The organism is Anoxybacillus sp. LAT27 (assembly GCF_022030075.1).
GTDB classification, from domain to species: Bacteria; Bacillota; Bacilli; order Bacillales; family Anoxybacillaceae; genus Anoxybacillus; species Anoxybacillus kestanbolensis.
In genome coordinates, this window is sequence record NZ_JAIWYK010000421.1 from 1 (window position 1) to 20,981 (window position 20,981).

The 20,981-nt window shown below is 40.0% G+C and carries 24 protein-coding genes; all 24 read right to left on the minus strand.

Going from position 1 to position 20,981, the window contains the following annotated elements:
• Positions 1-79: 79 nt before the first annotated feature.
• The gene (locus LD028_RS10040; protein WP_237811730.1) at positions 80-1,366 is read right to left on the minus strand and encodes a lipopolysaccharide biosynthesis protein; all 1,287 of its coding nucleotides are present in this window, start codon (positions 1,364-1,366) and stop codon (positions 80-82) included.
• 12 nt (positions 1,367-1,378) lie between these two features.
• Positions 1,379-2,437 (minus strand): pseudaminic acid synthase, encoded by a 1,059-nt coding sequence (pseI, locus tag LD028_RS10045; RefSeq protein WP_237811731.1) that lies wholly within the window; start codon positions 2,435-2,437, stop codon positions 1,379-1,381.
• Positions 2,434-2,991 (minus strand): UDP-4-amino-4,6-dideoxy-N-acetyl-beta-L-altrosamine N-acetyltransferase, encoded by a 558-nt coding sequence (gene pseH, locus LD028_RS10050; protein ID WP_237811732.1) that lies wholly within the window; start codon positions 2,989-2,991, stop codon positions 2,434-2,436. The genes pseI and pseH overlap by 4 nt, the downstream gene beginning before the upstream one ends.
• Entirely contained in the window at positions 2,988-4,079 is a 1,092-nt protein-coding gene (gene pseG / locus LD028_RS10055; protein WP_237811733.1) for a UDP-2,4-diacetamido-2,4,6-trideoxy-beta-L-altropyranose hydrolase, read from the minus strand. The genes pseH and pseG overlap by 4 nt, the downstream gene beginning before the upstream one ends.
• A 14-nt stretch (positions 4,080-4,093) precedes the next feature.
• A complete protein-coding gene (locus LD028_RS10060) occupies positions 4,094-4,825 on the minus strand; it encodes a cytidylyltransferase domain-containing protein (RefSeq protein ID WP_237811734.1) in 732 nt (243 codons plus the stop codon).
• A gap of 12 nt (positions 4,826-4,837) precedes the next feature.
• A complete protein-coding gene (gene pseC / locus LD028_RS10065; RefSeq protein WP_237811735.1) occupies positions 4,838-6,022 on the minus strand; it encodes a UDP-4-amino-4,6-dideoxy-N-acetyl-beta-L-altrosamine transaminase in 1,185 nt (394 codons plus the stop codon).
• Between the two features lie 38 nt (positions 6,023-6,060).
• Entirely contained in the window at positions 6,061-7,032 is a 972-nt protein-coding gene (pseB, locus tag LD028_RS10070; RefSeq protein WP_237811736.1) for a UDP-N-acetylglucosamine 4,6-dehydratase (inverting), read from the minus strand.
• A gap of 372 nt (positions 7,033-7,404) precedes the next feature.
• Positions 7,405-8,058 carry a sugar transferase gene (locus LD028_RS10075; protein WP_370642817.1) on the minus strand — a complete coding sequence of 218 codons (654 nt, stop codon included), beginning with the start codon at positions 8,056-8,058 and terminating at the stop codon, positions 7,405-7,407.
• 51 nt (positions 8,059-8,109) lie between these two features.
• A complete protein-coding gene (gene galU, locus LD028_RS10080; protein ID WP_237811738.1) occupies positions 8,110-8,991 on the minus strand; it encodes a UTP--glucose-1-phosphate uridylyltransferase GalU in 882 nt (293 codons plus the stop codon).
• 94 nt (positions 8,992-9,085) lie between these two features.
• Complete coding sequence (locus LD028_RS10085) at positions 9,086-9,871, minus strand: coiled-coil domain-containing protein (RefSeq protein WP_237811739.1); 786 nt, start codon at positions 9,869-9,871, stop codon at positions 9,086-9,088.
• A 280-nt stretch (positions 9,872-10,151) separates the two neighbouring features.
• Positions 10,152-10,916, minus strand: coding sequence for a tyrosine-protein phosphatase (locus tag LD028_RS10090; RefSeq protein ID WP_237811740.1), 765 nt, complete (start codon positions 10,914-10,916; stop codon positions 10,152-10,154).
• 131 nt (positions 10,917-11,047) lie between these two features.
• Positions 11,048-11,710 carry a CpsD/CapB family tyrosine-protein kinase gene (locus LD028_RS10095; protein WP_237811827.1) on the minus strand — a complete coding sequence of 221 codons (663 nt, stop codon included), beginning with the start codon at positions 11,708-11,710 and terminating at the stop codon, positions 11,048-11,050.
• A 28-nt stretch (positions 11,711-11,738) separates the two neighbouring features.
• A complete protein-coding gene (locus LD028_RS10100) occupies positions 11,739-12,479 on the minus strand; it encodes a YveK family protein (RefSeq protein WP_237811741.1) in 741 nt (246 codons plus the stop codon).
• A 308-nt stretch (positions 12,480-12,787) separates the two neighbouring features.
• Positions 12,788-13,186 (minus strand): hypothetical protein, encoded by a 399-nt coding sequence (locus LD028_RS10105; RefSeq protein WP_077429853.1) that lies wholly within the window; start codon positions 13,184-13,186, stop codon positions 12,788-12,790.
• A 138-nt stretch (positions 13,187-13,324) separates the two neighbouring features.
• The gene (locus tag LD028_RS10110) at positions 13,325-13,555 is read right to left on the minus strand and encodes a hypothetical protein (RefSeq protein ID WP_006319939.1); all 231 of its coding nucleotides are present in this window, start codon (positions 13,553-13,555) and stop codon (positions 13,325-13,327) included.
• 66 nt (positions 13,556-13,621) lie between these two features.
• Positions 13,622-14,050 carry a 3-hydroxyacyl-ACP dehydratase FabZ gene (gene fabZ, locus LD028_RS10115; protein WP_012576163.1) on the minus strand — a complete coding sequence of 143 codons (429 nt, stop codon included), beginning with the start codon at positions 14,048-14,050 and terminating at the stop codon, positions 13,622-13,624.
• Positions 14,051-14,135: 85 nt separating this feature from the next.
• Positions 14,136-14,348: a DNA-directed RNA polymerase subunit beta gene (locus tag LD028_RS10120; protein ID WP_237811742.1), complete on the minus strand. Its 213-nt coding sequence runs from the start codon at positions 14,346-14,348 to the stop codon at positions 14,136-14,138.
• Positions 14,349-14,361: 13 nt separating this feature from the next.
• Positions 14,362-15,186 (minus strand): flagellar hook-basal body protein, encoded by an 825-nt coding sequence (locus LD028_RS10125; RefSeq protein ID WP_171700166.1) that lies wholly within the window; start codon positions 15,184-15,186, stop codon positions 14,362-14,364.
• Between the two features lie 10 nt (positions 15,187-15,196).
• Complete coding sequence (gene flgF, locus LD028_RS10130) at positions 15,197-15,985, minus strand: flagellar basal-body rod protein FlgF (RefSeq protein WP_237811743.1); 789 nt, start codon at positions 15,983-15,985, stop codon at positions 15,197-15,199.
• A gap of 162 nt (positions 15,986-16,147) precedes the next feature.
• Positions 16,148-17,323, minus strand: a complete 1,176-nt coding sequence (locus LD028_RS10135; RefSeq protein WP_237811744.1) for an RNA-guided endonuclease InsQ/TnpB family protein — start codon at positions 17,321-17,323, stop codon at positions 16,148-16,150.
• A gap of 180 nt (positions 17,324-17,503) precedes the next feature.
• Positions 17,504-18,508, minus strand: a complete 1,005-nt coding sequence (gene mreB, locus LD028_RS10140) for a rod shape-determining protein (RefSeq protein ID WP_077429184.1) — start codon at positions 18,506-18,508, stop codon at positions 17,504-17,506.
• 92 nt (positions 18,509-18,600) lie between these two features.
• Complete coding sequence (gene spoIIID / locus LD028_RS10145; RefSeq protein WP_003396966.1) at positions 18,601-18,864, minus strand: sporulation transcriptional regulator SpoIIID; 264 nt, start codon at positions 18,862-18,864, stop codon at positions 18,601-18,603.
• 222 nt (positions 18,865-19,086) lie between these two features.
• Positions 19,087-19,869, minus strand: a complete 783-nt coding sequence (spoIIQ, locus tag LD028_RS10150; RefSeq protein WP_237811745.1) for a stage II sporulation protein SpoIIQ — start codon at positions 19,867-19,869, stop codon at positions 19,087-19,089.
• Positions 19,870-19,943: 74 nt separating this feature from the next.
• On the minus strand, positions 19,944-20,930 hold the full coding sequence (gene spoIID, locus LD028_RS10155; RefSeq protein ID WP_237811746.1) for a stage II sporulation protein D: 987 nt from the start codon (positions 20,928-20,930) through the stop codon (positions 19,944-19,946).
• Between the last annotated feature and the right edge of the window lie 51 nt (positions 20,931-20,981).

Consider the following 20,981-nt stretch of genomic DNA (forward strand, 5'->3'; position numbering starts at 1 on the left):
AGCTTGTTGTACCGTCAACATGCGATTCACCTCCTTGTCTATCAGTATTCACATCATAGACAAGGAAAGAAAAAAATATTCAGCTCACTTTATGATGTGGCTGAATAGTTACCTGTTTGATTTTACTAAGAAAGCAATAGTTCATTATTATAGAATATAAAAAATAAGATATAGAAGTTGCCCAAGCTATTGATACAATATCAAAATGAATTGAGATGAAAATAATACATAATATAATATTTATGAAAATTGTGATAACCTGTATTAGGAAATAAACTTTATGATTTTTAGTAGCATTAAAATAGTTGGCTGCAAAGTTAACTAAGGTTAAAGGGTAGATTCCCAAAATAAGGACTTGTCCTGCTGACACTCCTCTATTATAGTCGGGTATAAATAGATTTACGAACAAAGGGAATACCAAATATAGCACAAGTATTAATAATGCCATTAATATAGCAAGGAAAGAATTAACTCTAAGATATTGTCGATAAATTTCTTTATAATTTTGCATACTTACAAGTTCTACTACTTTAGGGTAAAAAACTTGTCCAATTACTTGCGGTAAAAGCATTATAGAGTTAAATATTAACATCCCCACACCATAATTACCTAAATCTTCTGGTGTCATAAAAATGGTTATAATTAACCGATCGCTTGCTATTAATATACTCCAAATTAATCCTACCAATAATATTGGAAAACCCGTTTCGATTAGCTTTTTATACTTATTTAAATCGAATTGAAATTTAAATCCTTGAAAAGATTTTCTCCCCATTATCACTTCAATAATGAGAGCTAAAAGCATTCCAATATATAAACCTTCGTATCCAATGAAATATATAAATAATAGTGTTAGCAATGATTGCGAAACACTTTTTACTGACACTAATTTTGAAGCCATTCTAAAATTTTGTTCTGATTTATAATACATTTCTACATAAGTAGATAAAAAGATAAAAAACGAAATAAAAGATGCTAATAAGAACCCTATTTGATATTCATAGCTAATATCGATAAAAAATAATAAACCACTTATCACCAAAAAAATAACAACTAAAAATAGCGGTAAAGTAAATATAAAAGATAAAGTTAAATTCTTTATCTCTTGTGCCCTTATATAATCCTTTCTTGCTAAATAGAACGGAACATCTCTATTCATTGCATTCACTGTCCCTAACTGGAACAGTGGAACAAAAGAAAATAGCATGGATACTGTTAACCAATACCCATACTGCTCAGGGCCAAGCATATTTCTTGTTAAAACCCCTACTACAAAAGACAAGCCCGCAGATAATAGAGTAGCTGAACCAAATGAGAAAATATTACGCACGATGTTATTTTCTTTTATTTTGTTTATCAATAACACAGGAAATTCCCCTTATTTCTTAAAAAGTAAATCAAACGATAAAGGAGTTCCAGCTTTTAAATCTTGCTTTGCCGTTAATCCAATAATTCTTTCAAAATACTTTGGTTCTAAACCATACCCCGGTCGAATAACTCGAATATTTTCTTTAGTGAATTTTTCTCCAGCTTTAATATCTTTTGCAACATAAATCGATCTTCTAAATTTTAATGATGCCTTTTCTTTCTCAGTTGGTCCATATTTTACTTCCCCTAATGCCTGCCATGCTCTTTCTGTTTCAACTACTAATGCTTTCATTTCATCAGGTTCCATTGAAAATGCAGAGTCCACTCCACCATCTGCTCTTGATAAAGTGAAATGCTTTTCAATTACTGTTGCTCCCAATGCAACACTAGCTACTGCAACCCCTACTCCCATCGTGTGATCAGATAAGCCAACTTGACAATTAAATAATTCTCTCATATGCGGTATGGTCATTATATTTGTATTTTCAGGAGAAGCTGGATATGTGCTTGTACATTTTAAAAGAACTAGATCTTTACAACCTGCTTCTCTCGCTGCTCGAACAGTTTCATCCAATTCAGCTACGGTTGCCATTCCCGTTGAAATAATCATTGGTTTACCTGTTGAAGCAACTTTTTTAATGAGTGGAATATCGGTATTTTCAAAAGATGCAATCTTATACATTGGTACATCTAATTCTTCTAAAAAGTCAACAGCTGTTTCATCAAACGGGGTACTAAAAGGAATCATCCCTAATTCCCTAGCCCGATCAAAAATAGGTTTATGCCATTCCCAAGGAGTATAGGCTTGTTGGTATAGCTGATATAATGTATTCCCCTTCCATAAACTGTCGCTATCTTCAATTTTAAATTCAGGATTTTCCAAATTTAACGTCATTGTATCCGCTGTATATGTTTGAATCTTTAACGCGTGTGCCCCAGCCTTGGCAGCTGCCTCAACAATCGCTAAAGCACGTTCTAAGGATTGATTATGGTTCCCAGACATTTCCGCAATAATAAATGGTTTATGATTTGGTCCAATCTTTCGTCCTTCTACAATAATTTCGTTCATACTCTCATTCCTTCTATCATATGTTTTATTTTATTTTTTTGTTCTTTCCAATCTTTATTAAATAAAGCCATTAATATCACATCTGCATATTGGTTATTTTTAAGGACGTGCTCTCTCAAAACACCTTCTGTTCTAAAACCTAACCGCTGATGATAATGAATGCTTCTTTCATTGAAACCGATTATCTCTGCACATAATTTACGGATGTTTAACCCTTCAAATATAAAATTCAAGGCTAAGTATCCCATTAAAGTTCCTGAACCTTTTGGCGCATTTTGATCACCAACATAAAATCCCCAAGAACATTTGCCATTTTTAAAATCTATATTAGTAAAATTCACAACCCCTAACGGAACGTTGTCGAGATAAAATATCTTTACAATGGTTCGCTGATCTTCTTTCACTCTGTCAAACCATTTCCTGTGTTCTTCTAGTGAAATAATTTGATCATGGAACATTACCGATCGAATATGCTCCTGATTTCGCCAACTTAAAACCATTTCTAAATGTGAGGAATTCATATCTTCTAGTCTTGCACTTTCTAATAAGCTCATTTTAGTTCCTCCATGATTACCTTAACAACCGGATAAGTATTTACAATTTCGTGATTTACAAGCTCAGAAGCACGTTCAGATAGTAATTGAACTTTTTTAGGATGCTCGATTAAATCCTTTACAGCCTCAAATATTTGCTCAGATGTAACTTCATGACTAAATCCAAGATTAATGGTCGCGCCAAATTGGCTAACAGCATCGGTTAACTCTATTTGATTATCCGCTACAATAATTGTAATGGATGGGAGCCCTAAATAACATCTTTCCCATGTTGTCGTCCCACCAGCTCCAATTGCTAAATCAGCTTCATTCATTAATTCTGCCATATTTGACACTTGGCAATGAAAAAAGAAGTTGGAGTATCGATCACAATATTCTCGAATTTCATCTTTTCTTTTATTAGACGAACCTACAACAACATTTACTTTTATGTTATTTTCTAATAAAGCCAATGCATTCAGTGTCTTGATTGTTTCATTTGTAGGGTCTGTTCCACCAAAGAAAACAAGAATGTTATGAATTTTCCCATCACGAAAGCGTTTCTGACGAGAAGCCTCGATAAATTCTTCCCTTAACAACACATAATTCGGTCCCAATAGTTGCTTACATTCAGGAGGAACTAAATTTTTATACCTCTCTTTATAATTTAAATACAAGTTTTGATCAAGGAGAAAATCACAAACATGCTTTCGATTTGCTAAATCATCAATCACCATTAGTTTCTTTGTAAAGTGCTTAAACTTAGATTCCCATTTTTTATCTAAACCATAGTGATCAACAATCAAAAAATCTAGTGGGGAAATGTGTGCTTCTACTATGTCTAGAGTTTCACGCACATCTTGTTGCCAGTTTTCTTTATACCATTTAAAAGTATCGTTATTGTCTGTCTCATTTATCCTGATTCTTGGTAGAACATAAACGGTAAAACCATGATCTTTAATAAAGTTAATTAAATTTCCTTCTAGATCCCTACATATAAAAGCAATATTAGTATTCTTTTGTTTTAGTTGTTTTGCTAGTGTTAGACATCTCATCACGTGACCAGTTCCAATTGTTACCGATGAGTCAACTCTAAATACAACATTCATTTTGAAAACACAACCTATAGTTTCTTTTGTTCGATATGAGCATTAATCTCTACCCATTCAGGTTTGTCTTGTAAAATCCGAATGACATCTTCTAAAGTAAATAATGGATTTATTGAATACAATGTTTCTAATATGTTTTTGATTAATATAAAATCTTCCTCTGTATCTACCGTCCACCGATGTTTACTTTCGTCTTTTTCATTTGAAATATTACAGAGTCTAAATTGATTCGGATGATGATATATATAGGCAGTTACATGCTCACGAAACGTTATCTCTTTAGCTTCTTCATGAGCTCTTTTTAATATTTTATAGGGCATCACTTCTGTATCCATGCCCCGTGGATATGTACGAGTTAATGTATTCGAAACATAATCATATCGATCTTTGTTTTCTAAATAATGTTCAACCACTTTATCAATAACATTTGGATCAATAATTGGACAATCTGATGTTAAACGAACTACTACATCCACATTAAATTTGGTTGCAGCTTCATAATAGCGTGACAACACATCCTCTTCCGAACCACGATAATAAGGAATCGAAAGTTGCTGACAAAGTTGAACAATTGGGTCATCACTTTCTTTTGTAGTTGTAGCGATAATAATTTCATCAATCGCTTTTGCTCTTTTTACCCTTTCAATTTGATATTCAAGTAACGTTTTACCCAGTACTTTTTTCAACACTTTCCCCGGAAGCCTTGTTGAGCCCATCCGCGCTTGAATAATTGCAGCAACTTTCACTCTTCCACCTTCTTATTTTCTATAATAGTCTATCGTTCTCTTCACTGCTTTGATTACATCATTAACATCTTTTTCACTCATCGCAGGAAATAGAGGTAACGTAATCATTTCTTCATATAATTTTTCAGCGTTCGGACAAATCCCTTTTTTGTAACCCAATTGTTGATAATAAGGTTGTAAATGAACAGGAATATAGTGAACATTAACACCAATATTTTGCTGTTGCAAAGCTTCAAAAATTTCTCGTCTTGACGCTGTTAATCTGTCTAAATTTAATCGAATAATATATAGATGCCAGCTAGACTCCCCATCTTCATGTTGAAATGGAACTGTAATTTCCTCTATATCTCTAAACGCTTCATTATACATTGCAACATATTTTCGACGAAGTTCAATAAACTGATCAATCTTCTTCAGCTGGCTTGTGCCTAAGGCCGCTTGAATATCCGTCATGCGGTAATTGTAGCCAAGAAACTGCATTTCATAATACCAAGGACCGTGATATTCATTCAGTTTTTCTTTATTGCGCGTAATCCCATGAGATCTGAATTGTAACAATTTCTCATAGTATTCTTTGTTATTTGTTGTAATAATGCCGCCCTCACCCGATGTAATATGTTTTACTGGGTGAAAGCTAAACATCGTCATATCACTAATGGAGCCGATTTTTCGACCTTTATATGTCGCTCCTAACGCATGAGCCGCATCTTCAATGACGACAAGGTTATACTTTCTGGCGATTTCTAAAATGCGATCTAATTCGACCGGTTGCCCTGTAAAATCAACAGGGATAATAGCCTTTGTTTTATCCGTAATTTTTTCTTCAATTTTATTCGGATCAACATTGTACGTTTTCTCATCAATATCCGCAAAAACAGGCGTTCCACCTTGATAAAGCACACAATTTGCACTTGCTGCAAATGTCATTGGTGTTGTGATCACTTCGTCACCTTCACTAATGCCTGCTGCAAAACAAGCACCATGGAGTGCTGCCGTACCATTTGAAAAAGCAACGGCATATTTAGCACCGACATATTGCGCAACCGCTTGTTCAAATGTTGAGACATACGGACCAGTTGTTAAATAATCTCCTTTTAATACTTCTACAACCGCTTCAATATCATCCTCATCAATCCATTGTCTGCCATAAGGTAAATATGATTGTCTAAATGGCTTAAAGTTTATTTCTTTTTCCATTTAATCATCTCCTAAACTAGAAAAGTAGAAGAAATATTTTACATTTCTTCTACTAATGCTCGTAACTCTTCTACTGTTAACCATTCAGTGTTTGTATCACTTGTATATTTAAACCCATCTGGAAGAGGATTTCCGCCTTCAACTGCATCACTTAACCACCAAGGAAACTCCGGTTGGATAATATAATAAGTATCGAATTCTAATGTGCGGCGAGCATCATCTTCAGTAATCATTGCCTCATGAAGTTTTTCACCTGGACGAATACCAACAATCTCGATTTTACATTCTGGAGCAATTGCTTCTGCCAAATCTACTACTCTCATGCTCGGAATTTTCGGAACAAAGATTTCTCCACCACGCATGCGTTGTAAGTTATCTAAAACAAATTGAACACCTTGATCAAGTGTAATCCAGAAACGTGTCATTCTTTCGTCTGTGATTGGTAACTTACCCGTATGACGCATTTTCTTAAAGAAAGGAACCACACTGCCACGGCTGCCGACTACATTTCCATAGCGAACAACCGCAAATCTAGTTTCTTTTTCTCCTACGTATGAATTTGCAGCAACAAATAATTTATCGGAAGCTAATTTTGTCGCACCATAAAGATTAACAGGTGCTGCAGCTTTATCTGTACTTAACGCAATAACTCGTTTAACTCCTCGATCTATCGCAGCTTCAATAACATTTTGTGCCCCGTAAATATTCGTCTTAATCGCTTCGAACGGATTGTACTCGCATGCTCCAACATGTTTTAATGCAGCTGCATGCACAACGATATCTACCCCATCAAACGCCCGATATAAACGATCTTTATCCCGAACATCCCCGATAAAGAAGCGAATGCGAGGATCGTTGTACTCTTGTGACATTTCGTATTGCTTTAGTTCGTCACGGCTAAATACAATAACTTTTTTCACGTCGTATTCTAAAACTTTTTTAACGAATTTTTTACCAAATGAACCTGTACCACCTGTTACTAGGATCGTTTTTCCTGTTAAATCGTACATGCTTTAATACCTCTTTCTTCGTTGTTTAAAATTAATAGGCTCCTCTTTTTAGAAGAACTTCCCATACTGTTTTTATTAGTATAGCTATATCAAATGATAAAGATTGATTTTCTTATTAATATATTTATAACCTATGATACTAGATAAAATCGAGTAAGCATAAAAATAGACCTTGCCTGCGGATCTCCTATAGAATGAAAGCACAACCAAACACTCGAAAAGAGAATCCTCATGCAAGATTACAACAGACAAAGCGAAAATTCGAAAACAATGTGCAGCGATTTTCTTTTATTCTCTTAATACATTAACAATTGAAGAAGTTGGTTAGGATCTATTTTTCGCAAGAGACGTTCCATAATCCTTTATCCGATTTTAATAAGCACTATTCGGTTTAACCATTATTTTGATAGTTTTAAGTATAATCTTTAAATCGTATAAGAGCGAACGTTCACGAATGTATTTCAAATCCAACTCCACCATTTTCTCAAACCCAACATTGCTTCTCCCACTCACCTGCCACAACCCCGTACACCCTGGTGTGACAAGCAGTCTTTGCTTATCGTATTCCGTATACTGCGCTACTTCCCTCGGCAGAGGTGGACGTGGGCCAACTAAGCTCATGTCTCCTTTTAATACATTCCATAATTGCGGGAGCTCGTCAATGCTTGTCTTCCGAATAAATTTCCCGACTTTTGTAACGCGTGGGTCGTTTTTCATTTTAAACATGGCACCAGATACTTCGTTATAATTCAGTAATTCTTTCAATCTCTTTTCCGCATCGGTCACCATCGAGCGAAATTTGTACATATAAAACTGTTTTCCGTCTTTTCCAACTCGTATTTGTTTAAAAAACACTGGACCTTTTGGGTCTTCTAGCTTTATGAGAACAGCGACAATAAGAAAGAGCCAAGATAACGAAATTAATCCGATCATGGCTCCGATAATGTCCATTGTTCGTTTAGCAATTAAATAACTTTTTTTATCGTTAACAATCACTTGTTGAGTATATCTTTGTTGGGCTTGTATACTAGCAACATTGCTTGATTGCGCCAACTCCCTTCATCCCCCTCTAACCTTTTATTCCTTCACTTTCGCTTCTTTCAATATCTGCTCCATAAACGGAATGAGATGTTGTTTCAACTCCTCATCTTGCATCGCAAACTCAATCGTCGTCTGAATAAACCCGAGCTTCTCCCCGACATCGTATCGCTTGCCTTCAAATTCATACGCAAAGACGCGTTGGATTTCGTTTAGCTTTTGAATCGCGTCGGTCAGTTGAATTTCGCCGCCGGCGCCGGTTTCTTGTTTTTCAAGGAAGAGAAAAATTTCTGGCGTGAGTATGTACCGACCCATAATCGCTAAGTTCGATGGGGCGGTGCCTGGTGCTGGTTTTTCGACGAATTGGCGCACTTGGTAACGGCGGCCTTTTTTGTCGATCGGGTCGATGATGCCGTAGCGGTGTGTTTCGTCGTCTGCGACTTGTTTCACTCCGATGACAGAGCTTCTCGTTTGTTCAAATTCGTTCATCAGTTGTTTTAAACACGGTGTTTCAGCTTGAACGATGTCGTCGCCTAACAGCACCGCAAACGGTTCATCGCCAATAAATTTACGGGCGCACCAGACGGCGTGACCTAGTCCTTTTGGTTCTTTTTGACGAATGTAATGAATATCAACTTTAGACGGCTCTTTTACTTTTTCAAGCAAGTCGTGTTTGTTGCTTTTTAGTAAAGCTTGTTCGAGCTCGAACGCATGGTCGAAATGATCTTCAATGGCACGCTTTCCTTTTCCTGTGACGATAATAATATCTTCAATGCCGGATTCGATTGCTTCTTCGACGATGTATTGAATCGTCGGCTTGTCGACGATCGGAAGCATTTCTTTCGGCATCGCTTTTGTCGCAGGTAAAAAGCGCGTGCCAAGCCCAGCAGCTGGGATAATCGCTTTTCTTACCGTTTTCACATCCATCCCTCACTTCCTAAACTGTACACCCACGTATATGCTATATGTGCATAACCTATACGTCGATGTACAAAAAAATAGCTCCCATTGGGAGTTAGTTCGGTAGACGTGTTTTTAAATTTAAAATTTCTTTTTCATGTTCAATCATTTTATCAAATATTACATCAGATCTACGTTGCAAATAAGCAACCGTCACATCCATTGATTTTTTTATGTTTGTCAAATCATTTATGACTAGTGCCTGGTTGTTTTTTGATATGCGTAGTTCTTCGAGAATCTTTTCTTGCGTCCGTTCCATATTTCCGAGTGATTGTTTCATATCGACCATATCATTTTCTAGCTTGTGTTGACCTGCTTGTAATTGTGCAACATCTTGTTGTAACGCTTGTTGACCTGCTTGTAACTGTACGACATCTTGTTGCAACGCTTGTTGACCTGCTTGTAATTGTGCGACGTCTTGTTGTAATGCTTGTTGACCTGCTTGTAATTGTGCGACGTCTTGTTGTAATGCTTGTTGACCTGCTTGTAATTGTGCGACGTCTTGTTGTAATGCTTGTTGACCTGCTTGTAATTGTGCGACGTCTTGTTGTAATGCTTGTTGGCCTGCTTGTAATTGTGCGACATCTTGTTGTAATGCTTGTTGACCCATTTGCAGTTGTGCGACGTCTTGTTGAATTTGAGCAACTGTGTTTTCTAGTGCTCGCTGGCCTACTTGTAGCTCTGTTACATCTTGCTGGATTTGAGCAACACTCTTTTCTAATGCTTTTTGACCGCGTTGTAACTCTTGTTGCGTTTGTTCAACACGTTCTAATCGCTCATGAACAGGCTGTAGTTCTTCCTTCAATACAGAGCGAAGCAAAGCTTTTAATTCTTGGCTCATTTGTGTCCCTCCTTTACCATTTCTCTCATTATAACACGGCAAAAAAGAGACATAAATAAAAAACAAGGTTAGCATTGGGCATCTAACCCGCCCTCACACCGCACCATTGACGACAGGCGTCTAAGGTGGCAGGACCGTCATCGTCCCCACCCACAGCACGGCCGAGTGTCTCCGTTGATAACGGTAAGGAGACATCACCGAAAAGGAAAGCCGATATCGACAAACGTTCGAAATCAGCAATGCACAATTATTCCATAGTATGTATAGGAAACGATGAAACTTAGAAAATACCTAAAAACTTTTTCTTTTTCATTCGTTCTGGCGCATCTTTATACAATGTGTCGTTCGCAACAAGCAGCTGTGCGTTCTCTTGAAACACATATACAGCTTGCGAGCCGAACTGTTTTTGAATGACATCGTATGCTTCGCGTAAATGAAAGGCGCGCGTTGTTGTGTTATGCGCATCAGATGCGATGAGGTGAGCTAAATTCGCTTCAATCATTTGAAGTGAAAACTTTTTAATATTTTTCCCGAACTTTCCGGCGACGCTTGCGGCAGTGAGCTGTGTTAATGCCCCTTTTTTCACAAGGTCGTATAGCTTGTTCGGATGTTCGATCAGCTCGCTATTTCGTTCAGGATGGGCAATGATCGGAACAAGCCCTTGCAGTTGCATATCGAAAAGGAGCTGCTCCGTATAGCGTGGAACGTGGTTGCTTGGAAGCTCCACAAGCACATACTTCGTCTCCGCAAGCGACAAAATATCGCCATCGTGATAATGCTCGATAAGCTCCCCATGAATGCGCACTTCCTGTCCTGGCAGGACCGTGAGGGGAATGTGATGCATTTGCAACGCCTCATTTAATGCATAAACGTGCTCAATAATCGATTGTTTCTCATTTTCAAACGTGCCGTTGCGGTGATGAGGGGTTGCGATGATTGTCGTAATCCCCTCTGCAACCGCTGCTTTCCCCATGGCGATCGCGTCATCGAACGTCTTCGCTCCGTCATCGACGGACGGTAAAATGTGACTATGAATATCAATCATGCAAACCCCTCTCTCCCTTTATATCGGCCAAAAATAGGCGGATTTCATCATCTTTCGACAACTAGATTCATGTAATTCATAGTAGCATAGGAAAATAGAAGGAGACAATAGGAATTTTTGTCGAATGTTGTCTATTTGTTACCATAGTAGTAATAATAGCTACTTTCTTTTTGCTTCTTTTGGTTTAATACAACACCTAATAGCTTTCCTTTCGCCGCTAAAAGGAGTTCTTTTGCCTTTTGCGCGGCCTCAATGTCTGTCTTTCCACTATGGACAACAAGAATCGTTCCATCGCATTGATTCGCTAAAATTTGGGCATCTGTCACCGCTAAAACGGGCGGTGTATCAAAAAGAACAACATCAAACTGATCATATGCTTCCGCTAATAGTTCTTCCATTGTGGCTGAGCCAAGCAACTCAGCTGGATTTGGCGGAATCGGCCCGCTCGTTAACACAAATAAGTTTTCCACATCTGTTTCTTTCACCGCTGTTTGAAGTGTAGCTTGTTTCGTTAATACGTTCGTGACACCGACGTAATTGTCTTTACGAAACGTGTAATGGACCGTCGGTTTACGTAAGTCCGCATCAATTAAAAGCACTTTTTTTCCTTGTTGGGCAAAAACGACCGCTAAATTGGCAATGGTTGTTGATTTTCCTTCTGCAGGGGCAGAGGAGGTGACCATAATCGAGCGCAATGGACGATCAGCGACAGAAAATTGAATGTTCGTTCGAATCGTCCGATATTGTTCAGAAATTGGCGATTTCGGGTTTGTTTTTGTAATGAGTGAGCGCATCGTCCGCTCAAATACTTGCTTTTTCTTTTTAAGAACCAACCGTCTCACCTCTTACTTGCTTTTTCGCTTGTAACGCTTTTGCTTCTTTTCCTTCTTCATCGATTGTTGTAACTGCCCCTAACACAGGTAGCTCAAGCAACTTCTCGACGTCCTGTTCGTTTTTAATCGTGTTATCTAAATATTCAAGTAAAAATGCCAAACCGACACCTGTCATCATACCGACAACGAAAGCGATCGCCATATTGAGTAGCGGCTTTGGCTTGACCGGAACAGGTTGCTCTTTTACTTCTGCCTTCGCTAAAATGTTGACGTTATCAACGTTCATAATTTTCACGATCTCACGCTGAAATACGCTTGCAACGGTATTCGCAATATCGGCAGCCATATATGGATCAGGATCTTCGACTGTTACGTTCACGACTTGCGAGTCTTTTTCGCTTGTGACGTTAATTTTTTCATTAAGCTCTTCAATGGGCATATTTAAATCGAGTTCATCTTTTACAATATCTAAAATGGCTGGGCTTTTCATAATGACGTTATATGTATTAATAAGCTGCAAGTTCGTTTGAATTTCGCTAATGTTGTAGATTGGTTGTTCGTTTTTCGCTTGATTTACGAGTAGTTGCGTCGATGCTTGATAAATTGGCGTCAACACAAAATAGCTAACGACCCCGCTTGTCATCGTTGCGATGACGGTAATCGCTACAATAAGCCACGCACGTTTGCGCAACGTTTGAAATAATTCTCGTAAGCTAATCGTCTCTTCCATGGCGTCCTCCTATGAAACACATATTTTCGATAAAAACGTTCACTAGCTTCATTATACCGACAAGCAATTCCGTTTTTCTACCCTTTTTGTAAAGTTCTTTCCACGAAAAAGAAAACCGACAGAGCCATGTTCTGCCGGTTAGTGAATCATTTGTTCATTGTGCTCTTCTTTTTCGATCATTCGCTTCGTTTGTGCAATGATCTCGTAAATTTCCCCCACCGTATACTCCCGCTCCGGCAGTGGACGTTCATATGCTTGATAGTATAAAATTTCTGCCAGCTTTCGTTGCTTTTCACTCGCTCGTTTCGTTAGCTTTTCTTTTTTTTTAACTCTTGTTGTAGACGTTCGATGTGGTATTTTGCTTCTAATCGACAGCCGTAAGGGAAATCGTCGATGCCGAGCCGTTCAACGAGGCGATTAATTTCTGCGATTTGATCGTCTGTTGGAGGTTCGTTGACGAGCTGGTCGATAATTTCGTTAATACGTTCGGCAAGTTGTTCATGAAAGTGTGGGTTTGCTTTCATCGTGTCATCTAATTCGTTAAACCATGCCGCTTCATTATATAAATAATGACGCCATTGTTCCATGAACGTTGCAGCATCATATTTTGTTTCGTCCCAGCCGATTGTTGCCATGTATCGTTCAAACACTTTTTTAATCGACAGCGTGATGTTCATTTTCATGCGATGAGGAAGCTGTTTTAACATATACAAAAACCCTCCATATAATAATCGTCAACCGTTAATGTACCATAAAAAAACGGGTATTGACAAAGTTTTTTTATAACTTTGCTAGCTGTTATAGGAAGTATAGCAATAAAAAAACGTAAGAGGAAACCTCTTACGTTATTCGTCCGTATTGTCTGCATCGTTCATGTCTTCTGCATCTTCAACGGCGTCTTCTTCATCTGGGACAGCATCGTTTTCATCATCGCCGACGCCTTCATTTGTATCTTCACCTGGTTGCATTTCTTCTTGATTGTTCATATCGTTATCGGTATCGTCGTTATTGCAACCGGTGACGACCATGATGGCGATGAGCGCGCTAAGTAGTTTGAGTAGCCATTTTGCTTTCATCGTTCGTCTCCTTTCTGTCTTATATGTAATCACCTATAACATGCCCAGAAAGGAGACGGTTATGCATTATTTTTCACCGAGCGCAAACATCATTTCTGTTTCGCATACGAGCTCACCATCAACGGTGGCGATGCCTTTCCCTTTGCCGATCGCACCTTTAAAGCGAATCATTTCGACTTCTAGACGCAATTGGTCACCCGGTTTTACTTGTTTTTTAAAGCGGCAATTATCAATGCCGGTGAAAAAGGCGAGACGACCGCGGTTTTCTTCTTTCATTAACATCGCGACCGCTCCCACTTGCGCAAGTGCTTCAACGATTAATACACCTGGCATGACCGGATATTCAGGGAAATGACCGACGAAAAATTGTTCGTTGGCGCTCACGTTTTTTATGCCGACGGCGCGTTTTCCTTCTTCCACTTCAACAATGCGATCAACGAGTAAAAACGGATAGCGGTGTGGAATAATTTGTTGAATTTGTTGAATATCAAGCATACGAATTCCTCCTTTATAAAAAAACGGAAGGATCTCCCTTCCGTCGTTTGTTTTCAATGTATCATGTTTTTTAGTGGTCTGTCCACTACTGTTTTTCGATTAAATCGACAATATGTTGCCATGTCGATGGCTTTAACGCCTCAAATGGATTTCCGTCGCCAAGCACGCCGTAGCCAACCATCGCTCCGATCATCCCACTTAACAGAACGAGAACGAACACAATGACAAGACGAAGCCAAATCGGAACGAGGCGACGGCGCGGACGGCGAAGCGAGCGTTTTTGTTGTTTTTCTTCCATACATTTTCCCTCTCTACGAACGAATACCGTTAATTAGCCCCATCATTTGATCCGATAGCGTAATCGCACGAGCGTTAAGCTGATATGACCGTTGCGTAATCATCAGTTCACTCATTTCTGTCGCTAGCTCCACGTTTGATTGTTCTAGGGCGTATTGTTGTAATGAAATGGCGTTGCGATTATTGCCAGCTAAGTTGATTGTTGCGTCTTCCACATTGAGCCCATTTGGAAAAGCAAAACGGTTGTCACCGAGCGCCTGCATGAGTTGCGGACGGGTGATATATGATACCCCGATGTTTACCGTCTGCATGATGTCTCCGTTTGGCGCAATGAATTGCATCGTGCCGTTTTGGGTGACTTGAATGTCTTTAAAACCGTCGCGGACAGTAATCGGCTCATCGTTTTCATTTAGCACCGCATAACCATCAGCTGTTACAACCATAAGTTCGTCTGGATTGTTTGCGGACGGGCTAAGGTAAAACGCACCATCGCGCGTATATTGAATCGCCCCATCAACAAAAATGCGGAAAAATTGCCCTTCTTTCGTCAAAGCGAGATCAAGTGGACGATCTGTTTTTACGACCGAACCTTGTTTCATTTGCATATAGGTGGACGCGACTTTTGCGCCGACACCGAGGCGGACACCTGCTGGCGTCAGACGAGGCGCTTCGTCTGTTTTTGGCAAGTTCGTAAACTGTTGGGCGAGCAATTCACCAAATACGGCATCGCGTTTTTTAAACCCGGTCGTATTGACGTTGGCGATATTATGGCTAATGACGTCTAGTTGTTGTTGTAGTTGATTCATTGTATTGGCGGCAGTAATCATTGAGCGAAGCATGGCCGTCCTCCTATCTTAAGCGGCCGATTTCGTTTGCCGCTTTGTCCATACTTTTATCATATGCTTGTAAAATTTTTTGGTTTGCTTCAAACGCTCGGTAAGCTGAAAGCATATCTGTCATCGCACGAGACAAATCGACGTTTGAACGTTCAATATATTGTTGCCGAATTGTATACGTTTCAGCAGGCGGAAGTTCTTGTTCGGCTCGAAATAAACCGTTTCCTTCTTTCATAAGCGTTTGCACATTTTCGGCATAAGCGATGCGAAGGCGAGCGATTTGTTCGCCATCTTTTGTGATCGTTCCGTCTTCAAGTACAGTAAACTGTTCATCGCCTACTTGAATACGGTTGCCTGTTTCATCGAGCACGTACAAGCCGTCTGTCGTCGTTAAAAAACCATCGGCATCGATCGTAAAATGACCGTTTCGTGTGTAGCGCACGTCGCCGGCTTCATTTTGTACCGTAAAAAACGATGTGCCTGTCCCATCGACGATCGCCATGTCGGTGTTGTTGCCTGTTTCGCGTATGTCGCCTTGGGCGAAGTTTGGGACAAGTTCTTGCACGTACACACCTGTCGATAGCGGGCCAATGTACGTCCGATCACGCCACGTTAATTTTTTTTCTGTCGGAATCGTTGTTTGTTGAATGCGGTGCATTAGCATCTCTGGAAAAGCTCGCAACGATGCTTGATCAGCTTTGTAGCCCGGCGTATTCGCATTTGCGATATTGTTCGTCATCATCTCGATGCGGCGTTGTTGTGAAAGCATGCCTGAGGCTGCTGTATATAGTCCGCGAAACATCACTCTTCCGTTACAGAAAACTTACAAGACTTTATAAGAAACTTATAACAGTCTATGTTTCCTTCCTTGTTCATCGCGCCCGATTTCGCGAACCGCTACTCTCGTTTCTTTGGCGCTCCGAAGGCTTCACTTCCCCACTAACGGATGGGTACATGTTGTGCTTTACTTGGCATAGTTTTTCAAGTTGATGCTCGCGTTGAGGTCACGATCCATTTCTAGCCCACACGCCTCGCAACGGTACGTCCGTTCGGATAAAGAAAGCTTCTCTTTTACATGACCACAACAGCTGCACATTTTGCTTGACGGATAAAACCGATCCGCCACGATCAACTCGATCCCATGCCATGCACATTTGTACATCATTTGTCGCTTGAACTCGTGGAATGTTTGTTGTTGAATCGCTTTCGATAGCTTGCGATTTTTTAACATGCCACTTGTATTCAAGTCTTCCATCACGACATACGCTGGCTTGGTTTTCACCAACGTCGTGGTGATGTGGTGGGTATAGTTTAGCTGGGTATTTTTTAGCCTTCGGCGTTTTTTCAAAACAAGGAATTCTAGTTTCTTGATGTTTTCCGTTTTTCTGTAACGGAATTCCCCCCTTTCTGTTTGGATTTTGTTCATTTCATATTTTCGCGATATTTTTCTTTGCATTCGCTTCATTTGTTTTTCAAGCTTTTTCACTTGAGGCATGTGATGGATGTTAGGAAATGTCATCCCATTGCTGACGGTAGCGAACGATTTTACTCCCAAATCAATACCAATGCCTTCGTTGTATGTTCCATGTTTCACTTCCGCTTCCTCTACACCGACCGTTAAAAACCAATGAAGTCCGTCAAACACGATGCGCGGATTGACATACTTTATATGTGCACCGTGAGGAATACGACCTCGTTCCGCAAGGCGTATCCAGTTGAATGTCTGTTTCCTTTTCTTTTTGGAAGGGGTGAGTTTTTCTAGTTTCACATGCGTGTCGGTGATTTTGATTTTGGCGGTGTCTTGATAAAAACTTGGGCGTGTTCGCTTTTTTGTTTTAAACTTCGGAAACTTCGCCCGTCCTTCAAAAAAGTTTTTGTAGGCTTGATACGCATCTTTGATCGCTTGTTTTGTGATGTTGTTTGAGAATTGATTGAGCCAACTGTACTCTTTCGTTTGTTTGAGCTGCGTTAATCTTTTTCTTAGTTCGCCATCACTTAAAAATTTGCCACCTTGTTTATCATTTTCTTGTTGTTGCGCTAATGCAAAGTTATACGCCCATCTGGCAACACCTGCGCATTGAAAAAGCTTCGTCTTTTGCTTATTGTTGGGCAGAAGCATGACTTTGTACGCGCGAATCATCTTCTCCCAGCCCCTTTTTGACTTTTTTCACATAAAATGATCATCAGATTTTTATAAAATTTTTATAAATATTTATACATTTATCATGAACAGTCAAAAGCCCCCTCACCGTTTTTACACTACTTTCATTATAAAAGAAAAGTGGGGAAAAAGCGAATAGGTACCATTTCCCAATGGTACCTATACAGGTTGACGATATGGAGCTTTGTCGATGTTATCAAGCATTAATCCTGTGCCGATCGCCACGCAATCCATCGGATTTTCGGCAATAAAGACAGGCACTTTTAATTCTTGAGCAAGAAGTTGGTCGATGCCGTGAAGCAATGCCCCACCTCCTGTTAAGAAAACGCCGCGGTCAATAATGTCGGCTGATAGTTCTGGCGGTGTGCGCTCAAGGACGCTTTTTGCTGTTTGGACGATCGTATATACCGTTTCGCGTAGCGCCTTTTCAATTTCACCGGAGCGAATCGTAATCGTTCTTGGTAAGCCTGTTACTAAGTCGCGGCCGCGAATGTCCATCGCTTCATCGCGCGCATTCGGGAAAACAGTCGCGATATTGATTTTAATTTCTTCCGCTGTTCGCTCACCGATTAGTAGTTTATATTCTCGTTTAATATAACTTAAAATTTCTTGGTCAAATTTATCGCCCGCTACTTTAATGGATGCGGATGTGACAATATCACCCATCGATAATACGGCAACGTCCGTCGTACCTCCGCCAATATCGATGACCATGTTTCCAGAAGGTTGAAAAATATCCATACCTGCGCCAATCGCTGCTACTTTCGGTTCTTCTTCTAAGTACACTTTTTTTCCACCGCTTTTTTCTGCCGCTTCTTTAATCGCTTTTCGTTCGACGGACGTAATGTTTGTTGGACAGCAAATTAAAATGCGCGGTTTAGCAAACCATCCTTTTAAATTGAGTTTGCTTAAAAAATGTTTTAGCATCGCTTCCGTAATTTCAAAATCTGCAATCACCCCGTCTTTTAACGGACGAATGGCAACAATATGCCCAGGCGTGCGCCCGACCATGCGCCGCGCCTCTTCTCCGACCGCCAACACTCGTTTCGTATGCTGGTCAATCGCAACGACGGAAGGCTCGTTTAATACAATGCCTTTTCCTTTTACATAAATCAACACGTTCGCCGTGCCGAGATCGATGCCGATATCTCTTGCTAAAAACATGTACGTTCCTCCTTGCCATTTCTCCTAATAAAATATTCTACCACAACGATGACGAAAAAAAGAGAATATTTTTGACAAGTGGAACAACAAATTTACGTCGCTTGCTCCGTTTCTTTTTTATACTTTTTCTTTGTCGCTTCTCCTCCACGCAAATGGCGAATGGATTTATGGTAATCTAAAATTTCTTTCACTTCATTCGCTAATTCGGGATTAATTTCTGGAAGCCGTTCCGTTAAGTCTTTATGGACGGTGCTTTTCGACACACCGAACTCTTTCGCGATGACGCGAACGGTTTTTCTCGTCTCCACGATGTACTTGCCAATCTTGATTGTACGCTCTTTGATGTAATCGTGCACACTGCTCGCCCTCCCTAAGTTGGATGTGAGAAGTGTGAAATGAGACGTGTAAGGCGTTTGGCGCAGTGGCGTTTACTCGTTTATAACAAAATCGTCAATGTCATCTATTAATCGTTCATCTCACCTCAAACACCCTCGTTGTTCAAGTTTGTAATAGTGTATTAGGGAAGAAGAAAATATATTCCATAAAAAAGCGAACAGATGAGCATTTTGCCCATCTGTTCATGTTCTTGCCATTCCGATCGAAGCATCTGGAACGGTGCTTGACGGATCGCTTTGTTGTTCTTCTGTTTCGTTTTGATTTGTTTCTTGTTGTTCCGTTGTTTGTTGTTCTTTGTTTTCTAATGCGCTTAGCGGTTGATCGAAGTAAGCGACAGGGTTCACCGCTTGTCCGTCTTTTCGAATTTCAAAATGGACGTGGACGCCTGCTTCTTTATTAAACTCGCTTGTGCCTGCCTTTGCGATCACTTGTCCTTGTTTTACTGTGTCGCCTGTTTTCACTTGTACGTCTTTTAATGATTGATATACCGTCACAACGCCGCGATCATGTTGAATATGAACGACGTAGCCAAAGAGCGGGTCTTTTTCTGCTTTGACGACTGTTCCGCTTAACGATGCGGTCACATCAAAACTTTCGCCGTTTTTCATCGCGATGTCGACACCTTTGTTCGGATAATATTCATCATTATAAGAGACGAGAGCAGCTTCTTGTTCTTCGGCTGATGCATGAAAATCGTAAAATGGTTTTGCGATTTCAACAGCGTTTGGATCAAGGACAGGCATAATGATTTGTTCAACCGCTTGTTGTACCGGAACAGATTCTGGTTCATTCACCGCCGTTCCTTGTTCTGTTTGCTCATCGACAGGTGGCTGGACGATATCGTTTGTTTTGTTTTGGAACCAAAGCACACCTGTTAAAATAAGCGCTGCGCTTAACAAATAAACGGAAGGAACAATCCATCGTTTACGGAACAACTTTGAAACTTTTTTGTTTTCTTCTTTCATGTTCATCACCTCAGCAACCATTGTGAACAGAAAGAAGCACATTTATACACGTAAAAATAAAAAAATTTGCCGCTTCAAAATTTTGAAGCGACAAGCGATATATCGTGAATTTGTACCCCTTGATAATAATATTTGACAATCTCTTTATACGTTTTTCCTTGTTTCGCTAAAAAGTTCGCCCCGTATTGACTCATCCCGACGCCGTGACCGTATCCTTTCGTCGTAATGACGATGTTATTTCCTTTCCTCTCCCACGTAAAATCGGTTGATTTTAACTGCAACTTTTCGCGCACGTCACGACCAGTGAGCTGTTTCCCGTTAATATCAACAAGAGCGACGCGTTTTCCCGGCGTGCGTGCAAGCACTTTTCCAACGGATCCGTCTTTTGGCAGTTTCACACCGAGCCGTTGTTCAAATTCGCGAACCGATAACGTCACTTGTTCGTAAAACTTTGGCGACTGTTCATCCCACGGGCTTTCAACGCTCGTTAAATACGGAAACGCGTTTTGCCAATACGCTTCTGAGTTTTCCGTATAGCCATTGCTTGTCGAAAAAAACACCGCTTCAATCGGCTCGTTGTTGTACGTTAAAATTTGTCCTCTCGTTGCCTCGACCGCTTCTTTAATTTTTTTTATTTTCCATTCGTAACTAATTCCCCACATTTCTTTTAATTGCTCGTCGTTATAATATACTTGATGCATAACGGTATCAGTGACGTTTGCTCCCTCGGGTAGTTGAATCGGCTGGTTATGCATAAGCTGTTTCACGATATACGTTCTTGCGGTAAGCGCCTGAGCTTTTAACGCTTCCATTTCAAATTCCGCTGGCATTTCTGCCGCTACGACGCCAACGACATATTGTTCAAGCGGAAGCCGTTCGACCTTTTTTTCTTTACTTCGGTATACCGCCACTTCCACGATCGGTTCATCGCGCGCTTGAACATGCTTCGGTTCGGCCGAAAGGGGTGTGCTCTGCTTTTCCCCAAACGCTAAAACGACTAACGCAGGAATAAGTAAAATAAGTGTAAATAATGTCATTGTTACGATGATCCATTGTCGCAATCCGATCCCCCCTTTGTCATTACTAAACTGTATGCGAGGGGACAAGCATAT